This window comes from Glutamicibacter uratoxydans, from assembly GCF_050753455.1.
Taxonomy (GTDB): Bacteria; Actinomycetota; Actinomycetes; order Actinomycetales; family Micrococcaceae; genus Glutamicibacter; species Glutamicibacter uratoxydans_A.
Window position 1 is genome coordinate 2,836,188 of the sequence record NZ_CP192736.1, and the last position, 21,277, is coordinate 2,857,464.

The window sequence follows — 21,277 nt, forward strand, 5'->3', positions numbered from 1 at the left end:
TGCTAATGCGCGACGTCGACCTGCTTACGTCGCTGGCGAGCCTTGAGCGCCTTAGCAATTTGCCCCTGATTCGGGCTGAATAGATACACCAGTCCAAAGAGGACACCTTGGGAAAGCACCACCATTCCACCGGTTGAGGCATCCAGATAGTAGCTGACATAGACCCCGACGATCCCTGCCCCGGCAGCCATCAACGGCGCATAGATCAGCATCCGGCTGAAACGGTCAGTAACCAAGTAGGCGGTAGCCCCGGGAATAATCAGCATAGCCACCACCAAAATCACCCCCACGGCCTGCAAGGCCACGACAGCAGTCATCGCCAATAGCCCCAAGAGCACCGCACCGATTAGTCGCGGGTTCATTCCCAATGCATGGGCGTGTGTGGGGTCAAAGGCGTAGAGGGTGAAATCCTTGCGTTTGAGTATCAGAATCGCAAAGGTCACCACCCCCAGAATGAGTACCTGCCACAAGTCTCCGGCGGACACTCCCAAGAGATTTCCGAAGAGAATGTGGTTCAAATCCAGGTGGCTCGGGGTGATCGAAATCAGCACCAGACCAATGGCAAAGAGCGTAGTGAACACGATGCCGATGGCCGCATCTTCCTTCACTCGACTCGTGTCTCGTAGCCCACCGATCAGTGCGACAGCGAGCAATCCAAAGACGATGGCCCCCAAGGCAAAGGGTGCGCCGAGAATATAGGCGATCACCACACCGGGAAGCACCGCATGCGAAACGGCATCTCCCATCAACGACCAGCCAATCAGGACCAACCAGCAGGACAGGACCGCGCAGAGAATGGCGGCAATCACTGTCACGGCGAGCGCGCGGACCATGAAGGTGTAGCTCAATGGTTCGATAACCAGTTCAATGAGACTCATTTCTCACCACGCTTCATGGGATCTAGGCCAAAGGCCAAGGCCAGATTTTCCGGTCGCAACACGACTTGCGGAGTCCCATGCATCAAAACCTTGGTCATTAAGAGAATCGCCTCATCGGCTAGATCGGGCAGTGCGTGCAAGTCATGGGTGGAGATCAAGACGCTACCGCCTTCATTGGTGATTTCTTTGAGCAATGTGGTGATCATGGCCTCGCTGCGTTTATCCACCCCCGCGAAGGGCTCATCGAGCAACATAATCTTTGCTTCTTGGGCGATACAGCGGGCCACGAAAGCGCGCTTCTTCTGACCTCCGGAAAGCTGCCCAATTTGGCGTTGCGCCTGTTTGCTCAATCCCACTCGGGCTAGAGCTTCGTCCACCGCGGCATGATCTGCTTTGCGAGCTCGACGCATCCACCCCATACTCCCGTAACGTCCAGTCATCACAACGTCGCGCACGGAAATCGGGAAGTTCCAGTCAACCGACTCATTCTGTGGGACATAACCAATGGCTGCGTTGCGACGGGCTTGTTGCGGGTCCATCTGATTGACCTTCACCGTGCCGGTATCCGGTTTGATTAGGCCCATGATGGTTTTGAACAAGGTGGATTTACCCGAGCCGTTCATCCCGACGAGGGCACAGATTGAACCTTGCTCCACTCGCAGACTGGCCCGGTCCAGAGCCAACACGGACCCATAATGAACCGTGGCGTTGGTGACTTCAATAGCCGATTCTCTCACAATGCTCCGTTCAAGGCTGCGGCAATCGCACGGGTGTCGTGGGTGATCAAATCGAGGTAGGTTGGCACTGGCCCATCGGGGGTGGAGAGCGAATCCACGTAGAGCGCGCCACCAAAAATGGCGTCACTCGACTCCACCACGCGTTGCATGGGCCCATCAGAGACCGTGGATTCACAGAAAACTGCCGGGATGCGGTGTTCGCGCACATAGTCGATGACAGCGGCAACCTTGCGTGGGGTTGCCTCGGTTTCCGAGTTCACCGCCCAGAGGTAGGCTTCCTTCAGTTGCGCATCACGGGCCAGATAAGAAAAAGCTCCTTCGCAGGAAACCAGCACTCGTTCATTTTCTGGAACCGCGGTAAGCCCCGCGGTCAGTTCATCGTGCACGCGTTGCAATTCGGTTTGGTAGTGCAACGCATTTTGTCGGTAGTCGCTGGCGTGTTCCGGGTCCAATTCAGCGAAAGCGTCGGCGATATTCTGTGCATAGATTTTCACGTTTATTGGGCTCATCCAAGCGTGTGGATTCGGGTGCGTGGCCGCGTCACCACCCTCAATTGGGATCGGAGTGACACCCTCACTCGCCGTGACATGTGGGGCTTGAATATCGACCATAAACTGTTCAAACCAAGCTTCGAGGTTGAGCCCATTGTCGAGCACTAGATCCGCCTCGGAGGCTCGCCGCAGATCATCTGGGGTTGGTTCATAGCCGTGGATTTCGGCCCCGTATTTAGTAATGGATTCCACCCGCAGATGTTCACCAGCAACATTCTGGGCAATATCGGCCAGCACGGTGAAGGTGGTCAGCACCACGGGTTTGTCATCTTCGGTCCGCTGGTTAGTTTCCCCTGCTCGGTGTGCGGTACAACTGATCAACAGCACTGCGAGCAGGCTCAGCATGAGGGCAAGCCAGAACCGAGGACGCACTGTCGATATTGGCAGTGAGTTCATGACACCTATTTCGATCGGCCGTGACAGGTTATCGGAAACCTGCTGAATGTGTAGTTTGGCGGTCCAAAAGACCACCCCCTCAGGATAATGTTCGAGGGGTCAAACATTCAAGTTTGGTGCACCGTATTATTGTTTGTTAATCCACCCAGTTCGAACGATGGTCTCGATAAGTCGGGCCGCGCTGCGGGCGGTGCGCTGATCGATATCAAACAGTGGATTGAGTTCGACCACTTCCAGCAAAGCAAGTTTCCCACTGGCCGCCACCTGATCACAGACTTCGCGGATTACCTCATAGGGCACCCCAAAGCCTGCCGGGGCACTCACCCCGGGAGCCACACTGGCCGGTAACACATCCAAGTCGATACTCAATTGCACCCTATCCAGCGGTTCAAGAAAGCACTGCACAAAGTCTCTAACCGCGGCAATGTTCCAGCTGACGCACTGCTCATCGAGCAAGTAGTCCACCGAGAGTTCGGCTGCCCGGTCAAAAAGTGCCGTGGTATTCGAGGGCCGGCTGATCCCAAGCGCTGCATAGTGGATCCTTTCACCCTGCTGTCGCAGATACTGCGCAATATCGTTGAAAGGGGTACCAGAACTGCGCTTGGGGGCAGTGCGCAGGTCAAAGTGAGCGTCTAGGTTCAGCACACCGACGCGTTGTTTACCGCTGGCACGCAGCGCCCGATGCAAACCTAGAAAGCTGCCGTACACGCTTTCATGTCCGCCTCCGAGGACAATCGGGCGGGCCTTAGCTTGGATCAGGCGTTCAATGAGAACACTCAGTCGCTCTTGACCGCTTTCCAACTCATCACCAGGCACCACCACGTCGCCAAGATCCACAACGGGCTGCTCTGCCTCGATGGCCATAGGTGCTAACGCTTGCCTTAAGGCCGCTGGTCCGGCAGCGGCACCTACCCGACCTTGATTGCGGTGCACCCCAGCATCACTACTGAACCCGAGGAGTGTGAAATCTGCAGGTTTTGGCTGTGCCCCGAGTCGCTGGTTGATGAGCTGGTGCCAGCGAAAGTGCTCCGGTGTCGTCCCGTCGAGACGGCCTCGCCAAGGGGTCGCGGGCCGATCAATAGCTACGGGGTGATGATCCATCGGAGTCTCCATGGCTCTATCAGATCACCGGGTCTGGTCGGGGAAACGAACTCAAGCGGTCAACTGTCCGGGATTCCGGATTCAGCGCAGGAAGATGAGGATAATCCGTGCTGCTTCCAGCGCGGTGACCGCATGTTCTAACCCAGGCTCCAGGTGCAGCAGCGCCCCGGCTCCCAGCCGCCAGCGCTCCTCACCGACTTCCACCTCAATATCCCCGGTAACTACTTGGACAATCACCGCGTGTGGAGAGGAGTGCTCACTGAGCACGACACCCTTATCGAAGGCCAGCTCAGTAACCCGAAATTCCTCAGCCTTATAAAGTGCCCGCGGCGAGACCCGCCCCGGCTTGTAGGGATTCTCTTCGGCCAACTCGTCAGCCCCGAGAGTAATCAGCCCATCGGGCAGGGTTCGTGTCAATGGATGTTCCATGCCGGAGTGCTCCTTCGCCGCGTGGTACAGCCACCATGCCACACCGCCGCGGAGCGCGCCAGAGCTAATTGGAGGCAACCACGTATGCGGTCGCCGATCCCGGGTCGATCTCGGTGCGTCCAGCGTCGTGAATCACCGGCCCAATTGCTTGGTTCATCCCGGCCAGAAATTCTGCTCGTGCGCATTGCCTGATACCTAGAGTCGCACCGTTATCGATCCAGGATTTCACGCTCTGACCTGTGGCTTGGATCAACCACGCGAATAATGCATGGGCCGCCTGTGCACACGCCTTGCCGGTGGACATCCCCAGTGAAGCATCCAAGATTATTTGGATGTCCCCGGTGATCCTATCTTCGGTAGCTGGCAATTGGGTACCGGAGACCTGAAGTTTGGCCAGCCGCTTTGGCAACGCCTGTGCTGGTAACGGCCCCAGTCCTGCCGCTTGCGCCGCTCCCACTTCGATCAACGCATGATCCGCAAACTCTTCGAGCACTTTGGCGAACATTTTGGGGTTAGCCCGCCGCACACTCTTAGCGAAAGCACCAGCGGACCAGCTGGCCCACAATGGGTTCTCTGGGTCTTGCAGAAATGCGGCGACCGAGGCCAACGCAGCGGCGGCGATCCCCTCATCTTCTGCGCAAGGGTTGTCCTTATCAATGCGCAAAATAATGGGTTGCACTAATTCGCCGCTGACGGCCTCGGTCGTTTCGCTCATGACGCTAGTTTAGGCGGCTCACGCCTGACCCCGTAGCCGGCGCTAAGCTACGGTGATAACCACCTTGCCAGCAAGATGTCCATCAATCATGGCTTGAAAACCTTCATGGATACGGTCCAGCGGCAGCACTCGGTCAATCTGGGGCTGCAGCCCGTGGCGCTCAACCATGTCCAGCATTGCCTGAGTCTCATCGCGGGTCGAACCGGTGGAACCGATCACGCGCAATTGCTGGTAGAAAATACGGCCAAGGTCAGCATCCGGGCTGGTGCCGCTGGTAGCACCGGCGATAACAATGGCACCGCCGGGCTTCAGGCAGCGTAGCGAGTGGCTCCAGGTGGCTTCGCCGACGGTTTCGATGACCACATCAACCCGTTCGGGCAGACGCGCACCGGATTCAAAGGCGGCAGTAGCGCCGAGGTCCAGAGCTAATTGCCGGTTTTCCGCGCTGCGGCTGGTGGCATAGACGGTCAGGCCCGCGGCCTTGGCCAAGGAAATCGCCGCGCTGGCCACCCCGCCGCCGGCACCTTGCACCAACACCTTTTGTCCGGCAACCAATTCGCCGCGCGTAAAGAGCATCCGATACGCGGTGGACCAAGCCACCGGAAGGCAGGCAGCCTGTTCAAAGCTCAACGAACTGGGCTTATCTATGACACAATGCTCGGGAACCTGAATATATTCGGCGAAGCCGCCATCGTGCCGCTCGGAGAGTAGCGCACGGTTGGGATCTAGGGTTTCGTCTCCCCCACCGGCTTCGGCATCGGCGATGACCGGATGCACCACCACTTCGCGACCGTCTTCGGTCACCCCAGCAACATCGCAGCCCAAGATGATCGGGATATTCTTCGGATCATGTCCTACTCCGCGCAGGGTCCACAGGTCGTGCATATTCACCGAGGACGCTTTCACCTTCACCACTACCCAACCGGCCCGCGGCTCCGGTTTCGGCACGTCCTTCAAAACTAGGCTCGACAGTGGGTCGTTGGGGTTCTGAGAGACGGCAACGGCTGCACGCATCGGGTAAATCTCCTTGAGATCGTCAGATAGGTCTTTTGTTCCTAAGTCTTTTCCCCACCGGATACGAAGTCGAGTCCGCGTGCCGCACACCGGCATGAACCATTTCTTTGATGTGTTTCAGTTCATAGGATTGGCCGGAAGATTGTCTTGTCAAAGCGTTGACCACCGAGGAGAAACTGTGCTGAAGACCGACGAAGCCCTGTGGTTTGGAACCACCGACATCAACGAACTCAACGAGAAGGCCTCCGGCTGTTTGAATGAGAATCTCGGCATCGAAATGACCGAGATTACCCCTACTGCCCTACGCGGACGGATGCCGGTCGATGAGCGTACCGTTCAGCCAGCCGGCGTGCTCCATGGCGGAGCTTCGGTGGCATTCGCCGAAACTCTCGCGTCATGGGCCGCCTACATGGCAGTGGATCGTTCGCGCTTCCACGTGGTGGGGCAGGAAATAAATGCCAATCATCTGCGCCCGGGCATCAAGGGTCAATATGTCTATGGCGAAGCCACCCCAGCGATTATCGGTCGACGGTCGCATGTGTGGATGATCAATATCCGCAATGAAGAAGGCAAACTGGTGTGCGTTTCGCGCTGCACTATGGCCGTGATCGACGTACCGGGCCAGTACACCACCAAAGAGAATCGCCCGACCTAAGGTGTAGCCGCGCTCCGTATCCGTTTACGCAGCGCGGCTTACTCTTCGGGCATACTCGGCTTGAATTGGGCCACCTGAGGGGCCGTGGTGATCAGGTGCATCAACACCTCGCCGCGCTCTGCGGTGTATTGATGTTGCACATCTCCGGGAAAGCGGAAGAAGTCACCGGGGGTAAGCGAAACGCTGTCGAACTCTCCGCTGACCCGCACCCGGCCACTGATGAGATAAACCTGGTGGATCGTCCCACGTGAGTGGGGGCTAATCAGCTCGGTCGCGGCCGCTCCGAGCTTGTAGAGCCCCGATTCCACGTAGCCGGTACCGTAAATCCGGTCCATGGACCACATGGTTCCAACCCCAAACTCACGCCATGGTTCGTCCTCGGCGCGTTGCAGTTTAGCGATGCTGCCATAGGTCGCCAGCATCGCTGCGAGGGTGACTCCCAACCCTCGCGCAATCGCTTCAAGGGTTCCCACCGTTGGGTTACCTTGCCCGACTTCAATCTTGGACAGCGTCTGTTTGGAGATCCCGGTTCGCCTGGCGAGATCACCTAACGATAATTCACGTTCGCGTCGGAACCGTCGAATGTTCTCAGCCACCAATAAATTACTTTCCACGCCTTGATTGTCACTTATAGTTGACACTTTGTCATGTTTGACTATGTTTGCTCCGCCCGGGAGAATGGGATCATAGCTTCTTGGCGCTATCGCGATTGTTCGCAGCGCGTCACCACACTTCGCATTAGGAGCCTACTGTGACTCGTCCTGCCCTTCCCCCCAGAGATAATCGGACCGCGGTGGACAAGGCCATGGATCTTTTGAAGGCCTTCGGCGAAGAAGCCACCACCGGGGTGGGAGTCAGTGAGTTGGCTCGTCGCGCCGAACTATCCAAATCCACTGCCTTTCGTGTTCTCGCCTCCTTGCAGGCTAATGGTGCGGTGCAGCGTGCCGGCAACGCCTATCGCTTGGGAAAAATGATTCAAGATCTGGGCATGACGCACGAATCCGATCTCCACGCTAGATTGCGTGATGCGCTCACCCCGTACCTCGTCAACCTCTACGAGCTAACCCGGCAAACCGTGCATTTGGCTGTCTTGCAGGGTACCGACGTGGTGTACCTAAACAAGCTCTATGGTCAGCTCAGTGTGCGCAGCCCGTCGCGTATTGGCGGTCGGGCACCTTCGTACTGCACCGCAGTGGGTAAAGTCCTCTTGGCGCATACCCCCTCGGCGGCCTCCGCGGTGATGGAGCAGGAAATGCACGCCTGGACCGAAAACACCTTGACCGATCCCAATGATCTGGCCGTGGAGCTGTCGCAAATCCGCAAAACGAATCTGGGCTTTGACCGCGAAGAGATTTTGATCGGACTGAATTGCGTCGGGGCACCGGTGTTCAATGCCACCGGTCAGGCGGTGGCTGCGTTCTCGATCTCGGGCCCAACCGGAAAGTTCATCCCGGAAAGTCAAACCTCGGTGCTGCGCAAGGTCTGTTATGAAGCTTCACGAGCGGCGGCCGCCGTCACCGCTGCCGCCAGCCGGGTGAGCTAACCGGTTTCACTGGGACTATTAGCGTCTGGCAAAGACTTAAAAGCATTGAGCCCCGCATTATGCGGGGCTCGATGCTTGTCTCTGCAATCTAGCGGGTAGGAACCTCGTCGATACGACGTGATTGCTCCAGCACCCAGTCCGGTTCCGCGGTCATCAGGCTGACGGCGCGATCCCAGAGGTCCACATCAACTACGTAGCGATATCCCCCGGCTTCAGCGCGGGCGATGGCTTCAACATCTCCCTCGTTGGGGGCAATGACCAAGCGACGGCACTGTGGATCTCGGTTCATCAGCTCTTCGGAAACCAGTTGGACGGTGCCCGGCTCAGCGGGTCCGGAAACTTCCAACAGCTGATCGTGACCCGAAACCGGGTAGGCGTCCTTAATCTCGCTGCGCGAGCACAACACAGTGTCACACCGTCCGCGCGATTCTTCTCCTTCAAAGACCTCGAAGGCCAAGGTGAATCCCTCGCGGGCTGGCACCTGGGTTAGGCGCCATGATTTGGGCAACGGCTCGGGCCACTTGAGCAGGTCAATTTCATCGTCATGATCGTGCGACATCAGCTACTCACCTCGTACTGACTAGGGATCGGATCGCTACCTTATCCAGCTTACCGGCACCATTACGTGGCACGTCCTCGGTCAGCACGATTTCCTTTGGCAGCTTATAGCGAGCTAGATGTGACTCTGCATAAGCACGGATCTCATCCACAGATGGTTTCACACCAGGCTTGCAGCTAATCACCGCAACCACGCGTTCGCCCCACTTTTCATCGGGTACACCCACCACGGCAATATCGGTCAGTCCCGGGAAGCCGGTTAACGCACGCTCTACCTCGGCCGGGTAAACGTTCTCCCCACCGGAGATGATCATGTCCTTCAGGCGGTCCACAATGTAGAGGTATCCGTCCTCATCGCGATAACCGATATCCCCGGAACGGAACCAACCCTCGTGGAAAGCGTTGTCGGTAGCTTCCTGATTCTTCCAGTAACCCAAGGTGACGTTCGGGCCCTTGACCCACATTTCGCCGGTCTGCCCATCTTCGCTTACTTCCCGCATCGTGGCAGGATCCACGATCTTTACCTCGGTATACGGCATCGGGATACCGCAAGATCCGGGCTTAGCGTGGGTTAGTTCGCTTGGCAAGTAGGTGGCAAATGGCGCTGTTTCGGTCAGCCCCCAAGCCTGCTGCACGTCCACACCCTTGTGCTGGTATTGGCTGAGCAGGATTGGTGGAACCGGAGCACCGGCACAGATCAGAGCGCGCAGCGAAGAGATATCGTATTTTTCGAACTCTTCGGTTTGCTGCATGGCACCAAGCATTGCAGGCACCAAGAAGGCCTGGTTGACCTGGTAGTCTTCGATGTCTTTCAGTACTTGGCGCGGATCAAAGTTGCGCCGGATCACGGTGCGGCCACCACGAACCATGCAACGAATGGTCAACGCGTTGAGCCCGCCAATGTGGAACAGTGGTGCGACCGCAAGGTTGGTATCCCCGCGTCGAGTGTCAACTAACGAGTCAACATTGACCGAGTTCCACCAAATATTTCCGTGCGTCAGCTGAACACCCTTAGGGCTACCGGTGGTACCCGAAGTGAACATCAGCATCGCCAAATCCGTGTCGTGGCGTTCTACCGGCTCGTCCAGATTTTCGTTCTGCGCTGCTGCCCGCAATTCGCTGAGGCGAGTGTACTGTGCCGGTAGCGACTCGGTGACCGGGACCTGCGGATCCTCGTCGATCATCACCATGGTCATGGACTGGGACAGCTCATCCAGATTCTGCATCGCGTCGATGACGTTCTGGTGAGTTTGCTCCACCAGCAGAACCCTGGGTGCCGAACGGGTCAACAGGTCTGAAACTTCACCAGGAGCCAGACGGAAGTTTAACGGCACGTGGACCGCACCAATCCACCAGCTGGCCAGCATGCTCTCCAGAAAACTGAAGCTGTTCAACCCTAGGTAGGCGACCCGGTCGTTTTCCTTCACACCTTGAGCAATCAGCATTTTTGTCAACGCACGAACCGAGTCGACCAATTCGTGGTAGGTGTAGGTCTGCTCCCCGTACACCACCGCTTCTTGTGTGGGGAAGAAAAAAGCCTGACGGGCCACCCCGGCGGCGGCATTGATGTTGATCATGTGCTGGTTCTCGCTCATAGCGCGTCTCCTCCTGCTGCTTTGTCCCCGAAGCCACGAATGCCGATACCACCGTCAGCCTGAATGATCTGGCCGGTGATGTTACTGGAGTTGTTGCGCGAGGCGAATAGAACGTAGGAACCGGTGAAGTCCACTGGATCCACCGATGAGTCATGTAGTGGGATCAGCGGATTGTTTCCGGTGATCGTGGAGCGGGCGAAGGAGTCACCGATCGAACGCTCAGACAGGCCGATAGATTCTGGGCCTCGCAAGTCAGTGTTCATCCCACCGACGGCCACGCCGTTCACCCGAACCTTTGGGGCCAGCTCGTAGGCCAGCTGATAGACCAAGCCACGGGCAGCAAATTTGCTGGCCGTGTAGACCGGCCCGCCGCCAGCGGTGTGGAAGGACGCGTTAGAAAGTGTCATCACGACATTGCCGCGGCTCTTAACCAACTCGGGCCAGGCGGCTTCCACGGCTAGCAGGTAACCCTTGACGTTGATCGAGAAGAGCTCATCGAAGCTCTCACTCAGTTCTTTGCCGGACAGGCGCGTCACCGAGCGGTTGAAATCCCAGATTCCGGCATTGGGAACTAGGATGTCGAGTTTGCCGAAGCGTTCTACGGTGCTGGCCACCGCCTGATGTAGCGCATCGGTGTCCCGCACGTCGGCCACCAGACCGAGCATGTTTTCCGGTTGTCCGGATTCAGCGATCACCGTGTCCAGCTTGGCCTGATCGCGGCCGATAATGGCGACCTTTGCGCCTTCGGCGAGGTATCGCAAGGCCACGGCCTTGCCAATACCGGATCCGCCACCGGTGATCAGGGCGACGTCGCCTTCGAGCCAGCGCGCGGGGTCAGTGGGTGTGCTCATCGGTTCTCTCCACGATTGAACGGGTTAAAAGGGTGTGTGACACCGTTGCCGCACCAGGGTGTGGTTGGTTCGGCAACGGTGTGTGTGGCACATCTTTTTAGAAGAAGGTGCTCAAGTTCTTGGCCTGTAGGACATTGATGTCGAACAGGATTTCGCGGCGTGCCACGCCAAAGCTACCGTCTTCACGGATGCGCACAATATCGGTGCGGCCTCCGGAGTACAGGTCGGTTTCGGTCTGCAGGCGGTTGCGGTAGACCAAGAAGGCGCTACGCACACGCAACTCATTGGGGTTCTCCCAGCGAGCGGTGATGTTTGAAATCAGGTGCCGGGTGCGGCTCGGTGGATCTTCGGCCCAGGCCATTCCCGAATCGTAGCGGCGAATACGCCAAGCTAAGGATTCCTTGGTCTCATCGAAGTACGCGGCTTCGCCTTCGCGACCAATCGACAGGGCAGCCTGGCGGCGCAGTCGGTTGGTGCGCAGTGGTGCGAAGTAGAACAGGTCTTCTTCGAATACCTCTAGCCAGTCGGCGAACTGTCCATCGTCTAACAGTTCGGCTTCGTTGAAGTAGAACTGCTGTACTTTGTAAGCCAATTCGGCGTCCACAAGCTGTCCGCGTAGTTCGAACTGCTCCTCGGCCTCGGTGGCGGCTTGCTCAGTCATGGTTTTCCCTTCACTCTCTCCCGCGCTAGCGGGCAAGTTTCTTCAGGTCTACGGCCGGGTCAGCCAACTGCTCGGCACTAACCGGCTTTTTCTTGTCGATAATGCGACGGGCGGCGCGAACCAGCATGCCGCCGTCAATGGCGGCGCAGCCTGCGAGCAGGCCCTCACCGTCGATACGGAACGCTGCCACGGGAACACCATCTTGTTCGCGGATCACCTGGGTGCCTTCACCCAGCATGGAACCCACGCCTTCGACATGCACTCCGTGCCGATCCGACCAGAACCACGAGGCACCGTGAGTGGGTAGTTCCTGCCCCAGTAGCGCGGCCGCGGCGGTGGCACCGGTATTCATCGCATGCTCCCAGTGCTCGGCTCGGCGCAGCAAGGTGCCGTCTTCCAAGCGGGTGCGCGCGGTGTCACCGATGGCATATAGGTTCGGATGGCTGGTGCGCTGGCTGAGGTCCACCAGAATTCCGTTGTCGGTATCCAACCCGGCGGTGGTGGCGAGCACGGTATCGGCCACAATGCCGATACCTACCAACACCACATCGGCAATGACCTCCGAGCCGTCGGCCAGCGCCAGGGTGTGCACCCCGTCGTTGTCCACGGAAATTTCGGTGGGTACCCCGGTGATGAGTTTGATGCCATTCTCGGTATGCATCTGGTGCAGCCGGTTGGCCAAGGTTTCACCGACCGCTGGAATCAGTGGCGGGTCCACCGGGTCAATCAACGTGACCTGCGCACCAAACTTCAGGGCAGAGGAAGCGACTTCGGCACCGATCAGACCGGCACCGACGATCGCCAGCCGGGTCCCCTCGGTGAGTACCGAACGCAGGTGGTCGGCATCGGCGCGGGTGCGCAGTTCCAGCACCGTGGGTAGCTGCCCTCCGGGGATGGGTAGCCGGCGGGCGGTGCCGCCGGTGGCCAAGACGATCTTGTCCGCCTCACGAACCGTGCCATCGGCCAAGGTCACTGAAGGGGTCTCGGTGTCCAGATCGACCACCGAGGAGGTGATGATTTCGATGTTGTTTTCATCAAACCATTCCGCCGCGATGAGCCGGATTTGGGTGGCGTCTTGATCCCCTAAGAGATAACCCTTGCTCAGCGGTGGCCGATCATAAGGTATCCCTTCAGGATCCACGATGCTGATGCGGCCTTCAAAACCGCGTGCGCGCAATTCCTTGGCGCAGGTGAAGCCGGCCATGCCGCCTCCGGCAATGATCACTGATTCCAGTGCCATGTTCGTCCTCTAATCCTTGAAGTGCGACAGGGTGTTTAGGCTTCGATGTCGGCTGGCACGTTCGGGTATAGCAACAGCTCATCCCCGGATACCTCAACCTTGTGAGTCTGGGCATCCACCGTGGCGGGCATGCACAGTGCGGTCCCCTTCTTCAGGCAGAACTTGGCCGAGTGAATTGGGCATTCAACCTCGGTACCTTCGATCCAGCCATCGGCCAACGATGCGGTCTCATGGGTGCAGTTATCGTTCAGCGCGTAGAAGTTTCCGTCTTCGGCGTGGAAAATTGCGATGTCTTCCCCGGTTCCGGTTTCTGCTGCCGGGATGACCTTAGCTTCGCCCTCGTCGATGTCGTCGACGCTTCCGATATTGATCGCTTCGCTCATGGCTGTTCGTTCCTTTCGTGCCAGGCTGGGGTGTTCATCAGGTTCTTCCAATGCTTATAGAAGGCGCGACCTGCGGCGTCTGAGTACAGCTCGCTGGTCTGACCCGGGTAGGTGCCGTCTTCCTTCTCCGAACCGATGCCCATCTGGAAGTTCAGTGGGACATTGTTGGTGACGAAGCCGTGCGAGATCGCTTGGATCTCACTCCAGTTCTCACCGTCATCAGCTTCGAAGATACCCGACGGGCCGAAGGTGCGCAGGTTGTACAGGCGCTGAGCGTCCTTGACTTCCTGTGGCATGGACTTGTCCACCAGAACCCACGCCCAAACCTCCATCTTGTCTGGACCCTTTGGATGCCAGATCCGGATCGAACCGTTGACCGGCAGGTAGGAGAAGTTCGGGAAGACAGTGGCGTGCCCGGTGGTCATCGGGCCTTCCACTGCGGCATCCCCCAAGCGTTCACGCAGTGCGGGGTAATCGTAGTATTCGTGCACCGGACGGGCATCAAAACGGGACTTCGGGTGTGTGGGGAACCCAGCTCCGTGACCCTTTTCGCTACCGAACTGGCGTCCTGGGGTGGCGGCGATTTCGGCCTTCGGGCCACGGCCGGTGGGCGAAAGCACCATTAGCGCCGAGGCGTGGGACATGTTCACGTGGTACCAGTCGGTGGCGAACTGTTCGGCGGCCAGCTTCCAGTTACCTTCCAAGGTCCACTTCATGACCCCGCCCATGACCTCAGTTCCTTCAGGGTCGCGGTCCAGCATGGCGTCTAGGTAGTAGCGCATGTCGCCGAGGTTTTCCTCCAGCGATTCGGCGTCTTTGTCCCAGTTGCCGAAGATCAGGCCCTTGTAGGACTGCACGTTAGGAACCTCGATGAGGCTCCAGTCCTTCTTGTCGAATTCCTCGGGGTAGGCCTGCTCGTTCGGCACCGACTGTAGCGCACCGGCCAGATCGAAGGACCAGCCGTGATAAGTGCAGGTAAACATCTTGGTGGCACCGGCATCAGCGCGGCAGAGGCGTACTCCACGGTGGCGGCAAGAGTTCAGGTAAGCGCGGATCTTCTTGGTCTTGTCCATGGTGACGATGATTGGATCTTCGCCCATGAAGGTGGTGAAGAAGTCGCCCGGCTTCTTGAACTGGGTCTCGTGAGCCAGAAAAAGCCAGCTCCGGGCAAAGATGCGACGCTGCTCTTGCGCGTAAATCGCGTCGGCGGTGTAGATGGACCGATCGATCAACCCGCCGTCGGTATCCACCAGAGTGGAGACATCAATGGTTTGAGTCAGTGCCGCGGGGCGCTCCATCTTTCCAATGGAGGCATTTGCCTCGGGCTGCGAGGAACAACTATCAGCGGTGCTCATCTGCCTACCGTCCTTGCCTAGTTTTGATGTGGTGCCGTCAAAGGGATGACGACCTTGCTCACATCCTATTCATCCATGACTGTGATCCGATAGACCAGCCCATGTTCCAAACCACAACACACCCCAATCTGTCAAGCACAATTATTGCCATGATCACGAGCGCGAAGGGTGCTGCGGGAGAGCAGTTTGGCCACCCCGCCCAGTTCACTGACCCCCGTCGCAGTACGCCGCTCAAGATCACCGGCAACAGCCTGAACCTAGGCGCAACGCCTTGGAACCAAAGGTTGGAAAATCCTCTTGACCGATCAGAGACGAGACTTTAGAGAGCATGAATATTCTTATATCCCCATGTCAGGCACGCTTTATTCAAGCTTTAGGGGGCGATTTTGAACCCTTGAAACTATTATTCGTTCCGTGGTGCGGAACACTCTTTGTCTTATTGCTGGTTAGGTAACTCACACTAAATCAAGCACCTCGGCGGCAGGCACCGCCCGCACTCATTACCCGTTTCACACTCTTTGGAGCTCGCAAATGGATCAGACATCCGCACAGGCCTCACAGCCTAAATCCAGTAAGGAATCCCGCCGGGCACTGGTTTCCAGTTTCTTGGGTTCAACCGTTGAATACTACGACTTCCTGTTGTACGGCGCTGCCGCCGGATTAGTCTTCCCTTACCTATTCTTCTCCGATGAGATGGACCCAACCCTGGGTATGATCCTGTCCTTCGTGATCTTGTTGGCCGGTTACATTTCCCGCCCCATTGGTGGCATTCTCTTCGGTCACTTCGGTGACCGTTTCGGACGCAAGAACATGCTGTTCATCACACTGATGATGATGGGTATCGTCTCCATCGCGATCGGCTTAATGCCGACCTTTGACACCATTGGTGTTGCGGCTCCAATCATCTTGGTGCTGCTACGTGTGATCCAGGGGCTAGCAGTGGGTGGCGAATGGGCCGGCGCTACGCTGATGGCTGCCGAGCACGTTTCCGAGGATAAGCGCGGATTTGCTGCTTCGATCGCCGTCACCGGCGGTCCCACCGGTTCGGTGCTGGCAACCCTGATTCTCGGTCTTTTCGCAGGTCTGCCCGAAGAAGACTTCTTGTCGTGGGGCTGGCGTATACCGTTCTTGCTCTCCGCTGCCCTAGTGGTCATCGGCCTGTACATGCGTTACCGCGTCACCGAATCTCCTGACTTCGTCGCGGCTCAGGCCAAGGGTGAGGTACACACCGGCGTGCCGATCATGCGCGTACTGCGTAAGTACAAGATGTCCAGCATCTACGGCATCTTGGCAGGTGCTGGCCCACTGTTCATGCAGGCTCTGTTGGCCGTCTTCATGGTGCCTTACGTGGTTCAAACCGGTGCTGTTGACCGCCAGACAGCGCTGATGATGCTCACCGCTTCATCCTTCGTGCACATCTTCGCGATTCCGTTCTTCGCTTCGCTCTCCGATAAGTTCGGCCGTCGCCCAGTGATGCTGGTCGGTGCAGGCATCTCGATCGCACTGATCTTCCCAATGTTCGCGCTATTCAACTCCGGTGAATTCTGGCTGATTGCGCTGGCGTTCATGGTGGGTAACCCGATCATCCAAGCGTCGATGTACGGTCCAATCGGTGCCTTCTTGGCCGAAAAGTTCGAAACTCAGGACCGTTACACCGGTGTATCGCTGACCTTCCAGCTCGGTTCGGTGCTGGGTGCCGGTACCGCACCATTGATGGCCACCTGGTTGGTTGGTCTGGACAACGGCTGGGGTACCAGCAACATCGCGATCTTCTTCATCTTCATGATCGTGTTGGCAGCCATCTCGGTGCTACTGTCCAAGGAAACCCGTGGCCGTCGCGAGCGCACCGCGTTCCGTGCCCAGGAAACCATCGACGATCAGGTCAGCAACTAAATAATTACTGACAGCCCATCGATGGCCTGCACAGCTTACTGCTGTGCAGGCCACCGTGGCGTTACGAGCCGGCATTAATGCCGCAATGCACACGCATCCGTTTAGGCTGAAGACAGCTTTAATCCGCACTGTACTAAGGAGAACACGTGGCAATTCCAGCAACTACCGCAGACCTGCAGGCCTACGTTGACAAGTTTCTAAGCCGCTTGGGTTTCGATGATATTGTCACCACTCTGGGCTTGGAAGCCCACGCGGCCGACGGTGAAACCATCAGCCTCCGCATGGCTCTGCGCGAACCAATTTCTCAGGCCAACGGGATGTTCTCAGCCGCCGCGCTCTTCGGCGCTGCGGACATTACCGGCACTTTCCTCGCCATGGCCGCTTACGCCGATTCGGGACAGTTCCCCTTGGCCGTGCAGTCCAATCAGAACTTCATGTCCAATTCCAAGTCCGAATACGCCGTGGCCACCGCACGCATTCTGCGCGGCGGCGGTTCGGTTGCCGTGGCAGAGGTCGCCGTAGCCGATGCCGAAGGTAAACAACTGATGCACTCAACGTTTACTTACGTCATCAAGGAACGCACGTTCGGCAAATAAAAGACGGCACAAGACGCGGCTGTTCCACCGTACGGAACAGCCGCGCGCAGTCATGACCAACACTTCATAGTCTGGTCAGTAGATCTCCTCGGCATCGGCCACCTGGCCGTTACTCCCGAGCCCACATTCAATTGATCAAAGGGGCGTGGCAATGACCAGCGTATCCATCCCGGACTACACCACCGATAAGTTCTTCGGACTGGAAGATAAGTGGCTTGAAACCGCCGAAGGCGAACTCACTCACTACCACGAAATGGGCGAGGGTACTCCCATCCTGTTCCTCCACGGTTCGGGCACCGGTGTCACCGCTGCAGCTAACTGGTGGCTCAACCTGCCAGAACTGAGCGAGCACGGCCGCTGCATCGCGATCGACTCGGTCGGTTACGGCCAGACCGTCGCCGCTGAAGGCATCCAGTACGGCATCAAGGAATGGGTTCGTCACGCGGTACGCACCTTGGACGCCTTGGGTATCGAAAAGACCTGGATCGTGGGTAACTCGCTTGGCGGCTGGCTCGCATTCCAGTTCGCCATCGACTTCCCAGAGCGTCTCTTGGGCATCGTTTCCATGGGCACCGGCGGAGCCAAGTTGACCGGTGCGCTCAAGGGCCACTCCAACCCTGTGCTCACCGAAGAAGGCATTCGCAACACCTTGGAAATGTTCGTGGTGGATAAGTCCCTGGTCACCGATGAACTGGTTTCGCTGCGCTACCAGTCGGCACTGAATGATACCGCCAGCGACCGTCTGGCCGATGTCGTTGCCGCCCGCGACCGTGACCGCACCGAACTGCCATTGGACTTCGATGTGCTGGCCAAGCTAGACATCCCTGTCCTGCTGATCCACGGTGTGCAGGACGTGGTGATTCCAGTGTCACGCACCTGGGAACTGCTGAACACCATCCCAACTTCCGATGCGCATATTTTCAACCAGTGTGGCCACTGGTCGCAGGTTGAAAAGGCTTCTGAATTCAACGAGGTCGTCGGCAGCTACCTAAGCCGTCACATGGCCTAAGCTCAAAAGCTTAAACACAACGGGCTTCGTTGCACCTTGACGGTGGAACGAAGCCCGTTTTCTCTACTTGGCCCGTCTTCCTCAAGTACTGTCTGATTCAGGGCGGAAGTTCCTAGCGATCCAACCAGCGCGGTTGACTAGAGCCCCGCGGCACCAAGGGAAATGCGTAAGATCCGGGAGTCTGGGACATCTGCACCTGATCGGTTACACCTTGGTATAACCCCAGAGGAGTCTGGACTTGGAAGGTTTCCGGGGGAAGGTAAGCATGCTCCCCTGTCGTGGACCCCACGAGCTGTGCATATCCCTTATCGAAGATGCCTAGCTCCATCAGCCACATGGAAAGCCGCACTAGTGAAATGTGGATCCGGTAACTGCCGCCTTCGGTTTCTCGGCGTTTAAGCGTGGCCATCACCGCCATGGAAGCAAGCCATGACATGGCGTAGTCGTTGATCACAAAGATTTCGGTCAGTGCCGGATCCTCTAGACTTCCCTCACGCGCCAAAATCCCGGTAACACCTCCGGCGTTCTGGTCGAAGCCTATACGCTGGCTCCACGGCCCGCGCGTACCGTACAGTGACATCTCTACGTGGATTAATCCGGGACGAATCTTCGCAAGATTCTGGGCATCCAGCCCATGTTGCTCCAATAGTCCGGGACGACGATTGGCAAAGAATACGTCAGTCTCACGGACCAGTTCCAAGAGCTTTTCTTTACCGTGGGACTGCGCAAATTCCAGCGTTGCCGAGCGCATGCCAACATGGGAGGTGCTGTAGATGGACTCCATTTCAAAGTCGTTCGGCCGCCACAGATTCAGCACATCCGCACCGTGTAAAGCCAGAGCCCTGCCAAGACCCGCACCGGCGATCACTCGGCCAAGGCCAAGTGCACGTACTCCGTCTAAGGGAGAACTCGGCGCGGGAGGTAGTGGCTGAGCCGGAGAATCGGCGATCTTTTCGATTTCGATCAGCTGCATGCTCTCCAGCACTTTAGCCTGCTCCAACTCTAAGAATTCTTCGGGACTGCGGATTACGGTGGCTTGAAGTCCTTGACTGTTCAGTTCCTCCTCCAGGGCGAACGCATCCCACTGTCGCGTCACCCGAGCAAGGTCCTCATAGTTATCGGCACACCCAAGGACCTTGAGGGCCCGGGTCTTTGCTTTGGGATAGGTATTGAGCAGTTGGATCTTTCGGCCATCCCGCGTTGGGTACATGAAGGTAGGAAAGAAAGGGTTCGTTGGATCGTGAGAATTTTGTTTCGGGTACCCGTTAAGAAGTTCCCACTTTTGGTCATAGAACGGGCATAGACGGTGCGGCACCTGACGCAAGTCCAGAGAGAGGTCTTGCCTGGTCCCTGTACGGTGCCGCCAAAGATCCGCCGCCGCAACGGACTTCGCCATCAATGCGACACCACCCATGGTGGCTAGCGGCCAGGGGCTCTTCAGAATGGGGTCCCTGCCGGTAAAAGTCACGCTCCCACCTGTCGAGGCGGATGAGAGCCCCACCAATGAGAGAACACGTTCGAGTTCTGTCTCGGGCGAGAGGCTTTGACCTTCACCCAGCGGAGCGTTTAACGATGCCCGGATCCGCTCGCGCAGTCCTTCATCAGCTATCTGCGGCATTACCCTGTCCGTTTCTCTCGATGCTATGGCTGGTTTCAATTGAGGCCTAAATAGTTCTTGCTGGTATGGCACGACGGCCACACCAGCAAGAAATTCTCGTCGGTTACGCGTCCTGCGTCGTCAAGTTGTATTGTGCTTCCTTGCGTCCCCAGCCCCCTGGGAGTAGGGAAACGGAGATAATTGAAATCGCCGAGACGACGAGCATATATACGGCCACTGCGTCGGAGGAACCGTAGGTGGCGAATAAGGCCGTGGCAATCGTTGGGGCGAAAGCCGGACCGACAATCTGCGAAATGGTATAGCCCACCGAGGCTCCGGTATAGCGAACTTCCCGGGAGAAGACCATGGAGAACAGCGACCCGGTGACCCCGGCGGCTGGCGGCATGGCAATACCGAAGAGCAGGATAACGGCCAACGCGAAGCCCCATGCGGTGCCGGTGTTGATCAGCATGAATGCGGGCCACGTGACGACACCCATGGCGACAGCGCCGATGAGGTACATGGTTTTGCGCCCATAGGTGTCGGACAGAGCACCGAAGATCGGATAGAGGATCACGGCGATGACAGCCGCAGCGAACACTCCCAAAAGTGCCGTGCTCTTATCCAGATCCACCACGTTGGCCGCGTAGTTCACCAGATAGCTCATAGTGATGTAGGCATACACGCCTTGTGACAGGTAGGTTCCTGCGATCAGGAAGATTTCCTTCGGGTGACGCCTAAAAGCTTCCTTCAGTGGCACCTTCACGATTTCTTGTTGGCTACGGGCTGCAGCGAAGGCCGGGGATTCATCCACCGACATCCGGATGATCAGCCCTACGACGACCAAGGCCGCACTAACCAAAAACGGGATACGCCATCCCCAAGAGAAGAACGCCGCGTCGGGAAGAGCCGCCACGGCAAGGAAAGCAACCGTAGCCAGCGCGGTACCGGCAGGCGCTCCTGTCTGCGGGAAGGCTCCATAGAAACCACGTTTACCACGCGGCGCATGCTCCACGGCCATCAACGTAGCTCCACCCCATTCGCCGCCCACCATAAAACCTTGGAACAAGCGCAACACTGTCAAGAGGATCGGTGCAGCAATACCGATCTGAGCGTAGCCGGGCAGCAAACCCATCAGCATGGTCGCCAGTCCCATACCTACTAGCGAAATCACCAGCATTTTCTTGCGACCAATACGGTCGCCGAAATGCCCAAAGACCACACCGCCAAGCGGACGTGCTAGGAAGCCAACGCCAAAGGTAGCGAAGGAAAGAAGCGTACCCATCAGTGGGGTGGCTTCTGGGAAGAAGAGACGGGGAAAGACCAAAGCGGCAGCTGTGCCGTAAATAAAGAAGTCGTAGTACTCAATGGTGGTACCAATGAAGCTGGCCATAGCCACTTTAAACGGGCTAGCCTTCTTAGAATCAGTGATGGTGTGGGACATCAGAGTCCTCCAGTGTGAGATCAAAATATCAGTCGGAGGAATCGCTGTGCCTCCGAAACGAGTAGCACAGATCGCT

Annotated in this window: 22 protein-coding genes; 5 read left to right on the top strand and 17 right to left on the bottom strand. The window is 57.6% G+C overall.

Annotated elements, in window-relative coordinates:
- Positions 1-2: 2 nt before the first annotated feature.
- The 7 genes from ACQQZ8_RS13100 to ACQQZ8_RS13130 form a co-directional block, all read right to left on the bottom strand.
- Complete coding sequence (locus tag ACQQZ8_RS13100; protein ID WP_431710242.1) at positions 3-878, bottom strand: metal ABC transporter permease; 876 nt, start codon at positions 876-878, stop codon at positions 3-5.
- On the bottom strand, positions 875-1,615 hold the full coding sequence (locus ACQQZ8_RS13105) for a metal ABC transporter ATP-binding protein (RefSeq protein ID WP_431710243.1): 741 nt from the start codon (positions 1,613-1,615) through the stop codon (positions 875-877). The genes ACQQZ8_RS13100 and ACQQZ8_RS13105 overlap by 4 nt, the downstream gene beginning before the upstream one ends.
- On the bottom strand, positions 1,612-2,511 hold the full coding sequence (locus ACQQZ8_RS13110) for a metal ABC transporter substrate-binding protein (RefSeq protein ID WP_431712198.1): 900 nt from the start codon (positions 2,509-2,511) through the stop codon (positions 1,612-1,614). Before ACQQZ8_RS13110 ends, ACQQZ8_RS13105 begins: the two co-directional genes overlap by 4 nt.
- A 177-nt stretch (positions 2,512-2,688) precedes the next feature.
- Entirely contained in the window at positions 2,689-3,663 is a 975-nt protein-coding gene (gene hutG / locus ACQQZ8_RS13115; protein ID WP_431710244.1) for a formimidoylglutamase, read from the bottom strand.
- 81 nt (positions 3,664-3,744) lie between these two features.
- A complete protein-coding gene (locus ACQQZ8_RS13120) occupies positions 3,745-4,092 on the bottom strand; it encodes a cupin domain-containing protein (RefSeq protein ID WP_431710245.1) in 348 nt (115 codons plus the stop codon).
- A gap of 64 nt (positions 4,093-4,156) precedes the next feature.
- Positions 4,157-4,807, bottom strand: coding sequence for an aminoacyl-tRNA hydrolase (locus ACQQZ8_RS13125; RefSeq protein WP_431710246.1), 651 nt, complete (start codon positions 4,805-4,807; stop codon positions 4,157-4,159).
- A gap of 42 nt (positions 4,808-4,849) precedes the next feature.
- A complete protein-coding gene (locus tag ACQQZ8_RS13130) occupies positions 4,850-5,821 on the bottom strand; it encodes a zinc-binding dehydrogenase (protein ID WP_431710247.1) in 972 nt (323 codons plus the stop codon).
- Between the two features lie 178 nt (positions 5,822-5,999).
- Between ACQQZ8_RS13130 and ACQQZ8_RS13135 the strand changes: the two genes are divergently transcribed.
- Positions 6,000-6,476, top strand: a complete 477-nt coding sequence (locus ACQQZ8_RS13135; protein WP_431710248.1) for a PaaI family thioesterase — start codon at positions 6,000-6,002, stop codon at positions 6,474-6,476.
- Between the two features lie 38 nt (positions 6,477-6,514).
- On the opposite strand, the gene ACQQZ8_RS13140 is transcribed toward ACQQZ8_RS13135, so the two are convergent.
- On the bottom strand, positions 6,515-7,090 hold the full coding sequence (locus ACQQZ8_RS13140) for a helix-turn-helix domain-containing protein (RefSeq protein ID WP_431710249.1): 576 nt from the start codon (positions 7,088-7,090) through the stop codon (positions 6,515-6,517).
- A gap of 137 nt (positions 7,091-7,227) precedes the next feature.
- Between ACQQZ8_RS13140 and ACQQZ8_RS13145 the strand changes: the two genes are divergently transcribed.
- The gene (locus ACQQZ8_RS13145; RefSeq protein ID WP_431710250.1) at positions 7,228-8,019 is read left to right on the top strand and encodes an IclR family transcriptional regulator; all 792 of its coding nucleotides are present in this window, start codon (positions 7,228-7,230) and stop codon (positions 8,017-8,019) included.
- Positions 8,020-8,107: 88 nt separating this feature from the next.
- On the opposite strand, the gene ACQQZ8_RS13150 is transcribed toward ACQQZ8_RS13145, so the two are convergent.
- From ACQQZ8_RS13150 to ACQQZ8_RS13180, 7 genes are all read right to left on the bottom strand, one after another.
- Positions 8,108-8,578, bottom strand: a complete 471-nt coding sequence (locus tag ACQQZ8_RS13150) for a hypothetical protein (RefSeq protein WP_431710251.1) — start codon at positions 8,576-8,578, stop codon at positions 8,108-8,110.
- 7 nt (positions 8,579-8,585) lie between these two features.
- Positions 8,586-10,172, bottom strand: coding sequence for an acyl-CoA synthetase (locus ACQQZ8_RS13155; RefSeq protein ID WP_431710252.1), 1,587 nt, complete (start codon positions 10,170-10,172; stop codon positions 8,586-8,588).
- Positions 10,169-11,023, bottom strand: a complete 855-nt coding sequence (locus ACQQZ8_RS13160) for an SDR family NAD(P)-dependent oxidoreductase (RefSeq protein WP_431710253.1) — start codon at positions 11,021-11,023, stop codon at positions 10,169-10,171. Before ACQQZ8_RS13160 ends, ACQQZ8_RS13155 begins: the two co-directional genes overlap by 4 nt.
- A 97-nt stretch (positions 11,024-11,120) precedes the next feature.
- A complete protein-coding gene (locus ACQQZ8_RS13165) occupies positions 11,121-11,684 on the bottom strand; it encodes a 3-phenylpropionate/cinnamic acid dioxygenase subunit beta (RefSeq protein WP_431710254.1) in 564 nt (187 codons plus the stop codon).
- A gap of 25 nt (positions 11,685-11,709) precedes the next feature.
- Positions 11,710-12,924, bottom strand: a complete 1,215-nt coding sequence (locus ACQQZ8_RS13170; protein WP_431710255.1) for an NAD(P)/FAD-dependent oxidoreductase — start codon at positions 12,922-12,924, stop codon at positions 11,710-11,712.
- 35 nt (positions 12,925-12,959) lie between these two features.
- The gene (locus ACQQZ8_RS13175) at positions 12,960-13,307 is read right to left on the bottom strand and encodes a non-heme iron oxygenase ferredoxin subunit (protein WP_431710256.1); all 348 of its coding nucleotides are present in this window, start codon (positions 13,305-13,307) and stop codon (positions 12,960-12,962) included.
- Positions 13,304-14,662 (bottom strand): aromatic ring-hydroxylating oxygenase subunit alpha, encoded by a 1,359-nt coding sequence (locus ACQQZ8_RS13180; RefSeq protein WP_431710257.1) that lies wholly within the window; start codon positions 14,660-14,662, stop codon positions 13,304-13,306. Before ACQQZ8_RS13180 ends, ACQQZ8_RS13175 begins: the two co-directional genes overlap by 4 nt.
- Positions 14,663-15,193: 531 nt before the next feature.
- Between ACQQZ8_RS13180 and ACQQZ8_RS13185 the strand changes: the two genes are divergently transcribed.
- From ACQQZ8_RS13185 to ACQQZ8_RS13195, 3 genes are all read left to right on the top strand, one after another.
- Complete coding sequence (locus ACQQZ8_RS13185) at positions 15,194-16,555, top strand: MFS transporter (protein WP_431710258.1); 1,362 nt, start codon at positions 15,194-15,196, stop codon at positions 16,553-16,555.
- Positions 16,556-16,701: 146 nt separating this feature from the next.
- A complete protein-coding gene (locus ACQQZ8_RS13190) occupies positions 16,702-17,151 on the top strand; it encodes a PaaI family thioesterase (protein WP_431710259.1) in 450 nt (149 codons plus the stop codon).
- Between the two features lie 151 nt (positions 17,152-17,302).
- Positions 17,303-18,160, top strand: coding sequence for an alpha/beta fold hydrolase (locus tag ACQQZ8_RS13195; protein ID WP_431710260.1), 858 nt, complete (start codon positions 17,303-17,305; stop codon positions 18,158-18,160).
- 112 nt (positions 18,161-18,272) lie between these two features.
- On the opposite strand, the gene ACQQZ8_RS13200 is transcribed toward ACQQZ8_RS13195, so the two are convergent.
- Together ACQQZ8_RS13200 and ACQQZ8_RS13205 are read right to left on the bottom strand one after the other, a co-directional pair.
- Positions 18,273-19,778: a CoA transferase gene (locus tag ACQQZ8_RS13200; RefSeq protein WP_431710261.1), complete on the bottom strand. Its 1,506-nt coding sequence runs from the start codon at positions 19,776-19,778 to the stop codon at positions 18,273-18,275.
- Between the two features lie 103 nt (positions 19,779-19,881).
- Positions 19,882-21,201: an MFS transporter gene (locus ACQQZ8_RS13205; RefSeq protein WP_431710262.1), complete on the bottom strand. Its 1,320-nt coding sequence runs from the start codon at positions 21,199-21,201 to the stop codon at positions 19,882-19,884.
- Positions 21,202-21,277: the final 76 nt, after the last annotated feature.